Source organism: Pseudomonas sp. FSL W5-0203 (assembly GCF_001896155.1).
Lineage (GTDB): Bacteria > Pseudomonadota > Gammaproteobacteria > Pseudomonadales > Pseudomonadaceae > Aquipseudomonas > Aquipseudomonas paracarnis.
The window spans coordinates 51,179-57,228 of sequence record NZ_MPOR01000034.1; the positions used below are offsets into that span (position 1 = coordinate 51,179).

Annotated in this window: 4 protein-coding genes; 3 read left to right on the forward strand and 1 reads right to left on the reverse strand. The window is 47.3% G+C overall.

Annotated elements, in window-relative coordinates; translation table 11 throughout:
- Positions 1-6: 6 nt before the first annotated feature.
- The gene (locus BOP96_RS23265; RefSeq protein WP_073454156.1) at positions 7-960 is read right to left on the reverse strand and encodes an AAC(3) family N-acetyltransferase; all 954 of its coding nucleotides are present in this window, start codon (positions 958-960) and stop codon (positions 7-9) included.
- A 1,040-nt stretch (positions 961-2,000) separates the two neighbouring features.
- On the opposite strand from BOP96_RS23265, the gene BOP96_RS23270 reads away from it, so the two are divergent.
- The 3 genes from BOP96_RS23270 to BOP96_RS23280 are packed head-to-tail and all read left to right on the forward strand — an operon-like array spanning position 2,001 to position 5,873.
- Positions 2,001-3,338: an O-antigen translocase gene (locus BOP96_RS23270; protein WP_238346863.1), complete on the forward strand. Its 1,338-nt coding sequence runs from the start codon at positions 2,001-2,003 to the stop codon at positions 3,336-3,338.
- Complete coding sequence (locus BOP96_RS23275; protein WP_003189789.1) at positions 3,335-4,546, forward strand: glycosyltransferase family 4 protein; 1,212 nt, start codon at positions 3,335-3,337, stop codon at positions 4,544-4,546. Before BOP96_RS23270 ends, BOP96_RS23275 begins: the two co-directional genes overlap by 4 nt.
- A 19-nt stretch (positions 4,547-4,565) precedes the next feature.
- The gene (locus tag BOP96_RS23280; RefSeq protein WP_003189791.1) at positions 4,566-5,873 is read left to right on the forward strand and encodes a hypothetical protein; all 1,308 of its coding nucleotides are present in this window, start codon (positions 4,566-4,568) and stop codon (positions 5,871-5,873) included.
- The last annotated feature ends 177 nt before the right edge of the window (positions 5,874-6,050 follow it).

Below are 6,050 nucleotides of genomic sequence, written 5' to 3' on the forward strand. Positions count from 1 at the left end.
TGGGTTTTACTTGAGCCAGAAAGGAATGTAATAAGGGTAGCCTGAGTGCTTTTTTGAATTAAGGAAGTCAATCAGTTGAGCACTCTCGATCACGCTTAAATTTACATCCTCGCTTAAAGAGGCTTTTATGATTCCCGCCTTATGCAAGTCTTTAGAGAAGCCTCTTTCAGCATAAAACAGTGCCCACTCAGGGCGGCGTTCGCTTACTTCAACCACTTCGTCGAAGTCGTCTTCAATGATCCTGAATTGACGTTTGCGGTACCAGTTTGCTATCGGCCATTGCTCGGGAAGGAGGTCCTCGGCGACGTGAATCATAGTCAGGCTATGAACGACATCGACACCGATCATCAGGATTTTTGCATTATGTTCATGGCAGTAAGCCCAAGTGGAGCCTTCGCCGCAAGGAGCGTTCTCTTTGGAGGTGAGCTCGCGAGAAACCATTTTTTTGGCATGGGCGCCGAAAGCTACAACGGAGTTAAGTGGATGTCGGCTCCTCACCGATCCGGGGGTCGAGATAAGTGCCTGAGGAAGCGCCCCTGTCCAGATTCTGGCTTTTTTCACATTGTAAATAAATGGCTTGCTAAAGAGCGAGCTATCAAAACGCTTTTCAGCAGGCGGTGCTTCTCTAAAGATTGGAATGGCGGGCATAACCAGCGTGCCTGTCTCCCCAATAATTGATAAAAGCCGTGCGATGACTTCACTTGGAGTGAGTCCAAACTTCTTTAGTTCGCCGAAGCTTGAGTGGACTATTAGTATGTCGCCGGAACCAATTCCAAGTCGGGAAATATCTTCAAAAAAAGCGTCCGCGTTGCTTTTATTGGTTTCTGCGGGGGAGGCGGCAGGACGTCGAGATTTTCTAGAAAAATAGTTGGCAATTCGATGGATGGCGCTGTTGCGCCAGTACAAGTTTCGCAGTAATACTTCCAAAAAAGGAAATGTGGAAAGTAGTCTGTTTAGCATCAGCGTCCCTTAGATAGGTTAAGCAATCAGATGTTATCTTTGGCTATCATTGCTGTATAAGTAATATACGAAGAGCCTAATTTGTCAGTCTATACCATAGCTGGCAGTAGGCTCAACTGCTATTCTGCCCTCTTTGAATGGCTGTCTATAGTTTCGCTGTTTCAGAGGCGGCAGGCTCGGGCAGATGGCGAGTGTAGGCCTGTTTTATTCGTCGTCCGGGATAAAATAGAGCGCTCCGTCTCGTGAAGGTAGATCCTTATCGCTATCTGCCAGCTACCCTTTTGTGCGCGGCTTGCCGCAGCGCCAGCGTGCTCAAAGCATTGCAGTTCGAGCTAGCTTCATAATTTTGCCTCCGGTGTGTCGACAAGGGCATGTTTGGAAATTGTTGCGCTGGTTCTTCCGCTGCGTGTCGGGGAAGGAGTGTCTTGCTGGCCCTTCGTTGCATGTTGTATAGCGGCCTGTCGCAAGCTCGTGATGGGGTATGGTCTCGACAGGCTAGGCTCGTATCATTTAATTAAAGCGACAGAGTGTGGTTTTTGTGGTCTGTTTCTTAACGCTGGTGGTTCAGCTTCTCTCGCACAAAGTGCGAAGATACGTGATAGGTGGGATGTTGGGGGGCGAACCTGACCCATTTTTCTGGCTATGACTGGGGCGAGCGCGTAATATAGGTCATCGTATTCTGAGATAGGATAATCACGTCGGACCTCTTTTTTCGTTACTCCTAGTGTCTGAAATCTGCCTCAATCTGCATCTTCTTGGGGGAGGGTCGACCTCATAGGCGACCTGTTTTTTTTGCCATTTTTGAATTTGGCAGATAGCTAGCGTTGGGGCAGAACTTTGAGTGATTCGGGCTGTCCACCACCTCTATCCTCAATATCCTGGGTGTGCGAGGTTGTAACGCTAAAATGTGAGGTGGGCGGTCCGCTAGCCAAATGCAAGGGTGATGGGGGGATGAATCACTGGGCATTGAAAATGGTAAACGATGGTCTGGCATCCGTTGCATTGGTGTGTTGTATTTTGACTTGTCGGAGTTACGTTAGGTGCCGACATGGCTGTTGATGCTGATGTGCCGAATTCGTTTTTTTGTATCAGTAGTATCGGGAAGGATTTTCGATGAGGTTTGTAACTTGGCTAGGTTGAAGGCAGGTATTCACTTCGCCTCCTCAATTTTTGTAAAAACCATCGCTGGGCTTATTATAATTAAGGTGCTTGCATGGAAGCTGGGGCCTGATGGTTTTGGACTATTAGGCCAACTGATGACGTTGGTTGCGATCACCGGGATGTTTGCAGGTGGCGGAATTACCAGCGGATTGATCAAGGTGTTGGCAGTCTCACCCTCGAGCACCAAGGAGGGGCAGGCATGGATCGCAACGGCTTTCACGTTGACAACGATAGTTTCCGGATTGGTTGCCTCTTTGTTATTGCTCTTTTCCAGTGCGTTGTCTACCCGGTTAATGCAAGGCGAATTCACCGCTGTGCTTATCTGTCTTGGTTTTTCCCAGATTGTCATAGGTTATGGCAGCTTGGTCCAGGCAGATGCAAGCAGTCGTGGTGAGAGTGGAATTTATGCCGCGATAAATATCCTCGGTACCATTATAGGGGCCGTTGTGCTCGTACTCGGCGTTTGCTTTTTTGGCTTCGGAGGCGCCGCGTACGGGGTTATGCTTATGCCGGCGTTGACAGGGCTAGTTGCTCTGGGGTTTCTGGTTCAACGCCGCCGCGAGTTGTTGCGATATACACGATTAGTGCTTGATAAAAGCAAAGTCAGCCATTTTATGTCGTTTTCCTTTTTGACGTTAGTAGGGGCGATGTCGGTGCCAGTCGCGCAGATTATAATCCGCGATATGTTGGCGCAGCGAGTAGGTTGGGAGCAGGTAGGTTTATGGCAGGGAATGATAAAGCTTTCGGACGTCTATATGCAGTTCATAGGCGTGGTACTCATAAACTACGTTCTTCCCCGCTATGCTGCTGCCGGTAATTTTGATCGAGTATTCGCGGAATTTAAAGCAACAGTGATCTGGCTGTTATTAGCATTAGTTTTCGGGTTTGTATGTCTGTATAGCCTGCGAATTATTGTTATTCAATTGATTTTCTCGAAAGAATTTTTGCCAATGACGGAATATTTTATTCCTCAAATGATTGGTGATGTGTTTAGAACCATCGCCGCAGCAATTTCATTTATTTTTATGGCAAGGGGGGGGGTGCGCATCTCTATCTTGTACGAGCTTACTCAAGGAGTGGGGATAATCGTGATGTTCATGCTGTTGTTTGACGGGGTTGGAAAGATGGCTCCAGTCTATGCGCATATGATTACTTATATTATGCTTTCGGTAATTATGGCTGTAGGTTTGAAGTTCTGGATGAGGAAGCAGCCATGAAAATTCTAATGCTATGTACAAAATTTTCTTTAAACGAAAATGATCCTTGGCTCACCAACGAGTTGGCTGATTCCTTGCGAGAGACTGGTAACGAGGTTACGGTGGTTTGCCTTGATTGGTTTGGAAAGCCAGATGCAAAGAATCAGCGCTTTACAACATCAAATGGTGTTGAGGTCGAGTCGCTGGTGCCGGTAAAGATCCGCTCACCATTTCAGTTCGTATCCCGTTTAGTTAAGTGGACTCTTTCATCCTTTTCGGCCTACTGGTCTGTGCGCCGTTTAATGAAACAAAAGCGTTTTGATTTGGTCATTGGTTTTTCGCCTTCGGCGACGATGTCGCTCCCTATCTTGAAAATGACAGGTCATGGCAATGTCAAGTCGGTTCTATTTCAGTGGGATTTCTTTCCGCACCATCACCGACAAGCAGGACTTATTCCTTCTAATTCAATCTTCTTTCTTGCCACCAAGCTGGAAGAGATTCTGATTCGTCGGTTTGATATCGTAGCATGCATGTCGCCGGCTAATGAAAATTACCTGCGCGCCCACTATCCGCTTCGTACCTCTCAGCGCGTTTGCACCTTGCCTGTATGGGGTAAAGCTTTTCCGTTGCCCGAAATTGATCGCACACAAATACGTGCTGTTTACAACCTTCCGGCCTCTCGCCCAATTGTTGTATTTGGAGGGCAACTTATCCAAGGCCGTGGGGTAGAAGATTTATTGGAAATGGCCAAATTGGCCCATGAAAAGAAGTCTCAAATAACATTTCTGGTTGTCGGCGGTGGACCTTTAGAAGCCTTGGTTAAAGAATATATCGATCAACGGCATGACAACCTAGTCTGGATTGCCTGGGTCCCTCGGCAAGAATATCTTGGGATTATTCAATCGTGTGAAGTCGCACTGGTGTGTACGCTAAGAGACGTCGACGTACCTAGCTTTCCCTCTAAGACGATTGATTATCTGCGGGCAGGGCTTCCAATTGTTGCTTCGGTAGAGAAAACCACTGATTATGGTGATTGCCTTGTTTCACTAGGTGTAGGAGTAGGGGTCGAGGCGGGGAGTCCTGCCACTTTGCTGAGCGCCATTGAAGCGCTGCTTGATGATGAAAGTAAGATACGCTCCATGAAAGAAAGAGGGCCTGTTACCTTTGATGAGCACTTCGAAGTGAAACATGTCGCGTCACGACTTATTCAAATAATTAAACAGTCCTAGAAGATGGTGTAAAAGCCTCATGTCTAAAATGTTTGCGAAGGTGAAATTTATCCCACTTGTTTTGGGGTTGATGTATTTGGTGACTACCGTTGTGTTGTTTTTTTTAGGACCGTTCGATTGGCCTATTGATAATGAAGGCGTTTTATTGTTTTTTGTGTTTGTTTGTATGCTAGCTATTGCCTTAGGTTTTACCGTTGGTGTTATTAATCCAGGTCGCGGACGGCCGTTGGACTCTTGGCGCGTTTTTTTTCGCATCGGATGTGTTTCCAGTATAGTTTTGCTATTTCCCGCTACGTGGATCTACACCGGTAAGTGGCCTTGGGAGGTGTTTAGTGTTCTCGGTGATCAGGGGTTGGCGTATCGGGAGATGCTCGCGGTCGTTGAGGCTGATGAGTCGGGCATCCGCGGTTACATGGCTATTTTGCGCGCGCTATTTGCGCCTTTTGTATATTGTGTCGTTCCCTTTGCTATATTGAACTTTAAACGATTACGGCGATTGGATGTTTTGCTGTTTTCTGGTCATTTATGTGCGGTGCTGATTTTTTCTTTCATGCGCGGGACTGACCGAGAAACTGTTGAACTCTTGGTGTTTTTTATCGCCACATTGCTGATAGCGACCTGCCGCCTTGCTGTGAAGCATGGCCGGTTTCCATTCAAGGCGTCCAGCGTACTGCTATCCTCTGTTTTGCTGATTATGATACTTTGTGCTACGGCTGTACTTTTTGTCGATCGCAAAGGCTCTCGTATGGGGGGACAGGGCGGATTCTGTGTAGCGGACGGAGTGGTTTGTTCAGTCCGCAGTTCCCATGAGAGTGATCTGAGTGCTACTGCCAATTTCGCGTTGGAAATGGTCACCGGTTATGTTTCTCAAGGGTACTACGGACTTTCGCTTGCACTCAAAGAGGATTTTACATCGACCTTTGGTTTGGGGCACTCTTCGTTCCTTATGAGTGCCTATGGAAAGGCGATAGATGACTCGATGTATCAGCGAAGTTATCTATACAAAGTTAGTGCTGCCGGATGGAGCGACAAGTCGCAATGGTCAACAATTTATCCCTGGCTAGCGAGCGATGTCAGTTTTCCAGCTGTTCCGCTAGTGATAGCGCTCCTAGGGTTTTTGTGGGGCTGCGGCTGGAAAAGTGCAGTGTTACTCCGCAGTGATGCAGGTGCCCTGATGTTTCTGTTTTTATCCTCGGCGGTATTATATATACCTGCCAATAATCAGCTGACGCAGACGCTTGATTCTTATTTTGCATTTTTGTTTTGGCTTGTGGTTTGGTTGATGCAAGGTGCGAGAAAGGAACGGTCGGTAATTGCTTATCAATAAAGTAATAGGAGATTTTCATGTTTGAAGGACGTAAGCTTTTAATCAGTGGCGGCACTGGGTCTTTTGGTAATGCTGTGCTCAAGCGCTTTCTTGATACAGGGCGGCGGCAAAAACTGAGTGCAACACCTGACCTTTCCGGTACGGTGCTGCCCCTATGTCTTATACCGAACTCAGCGT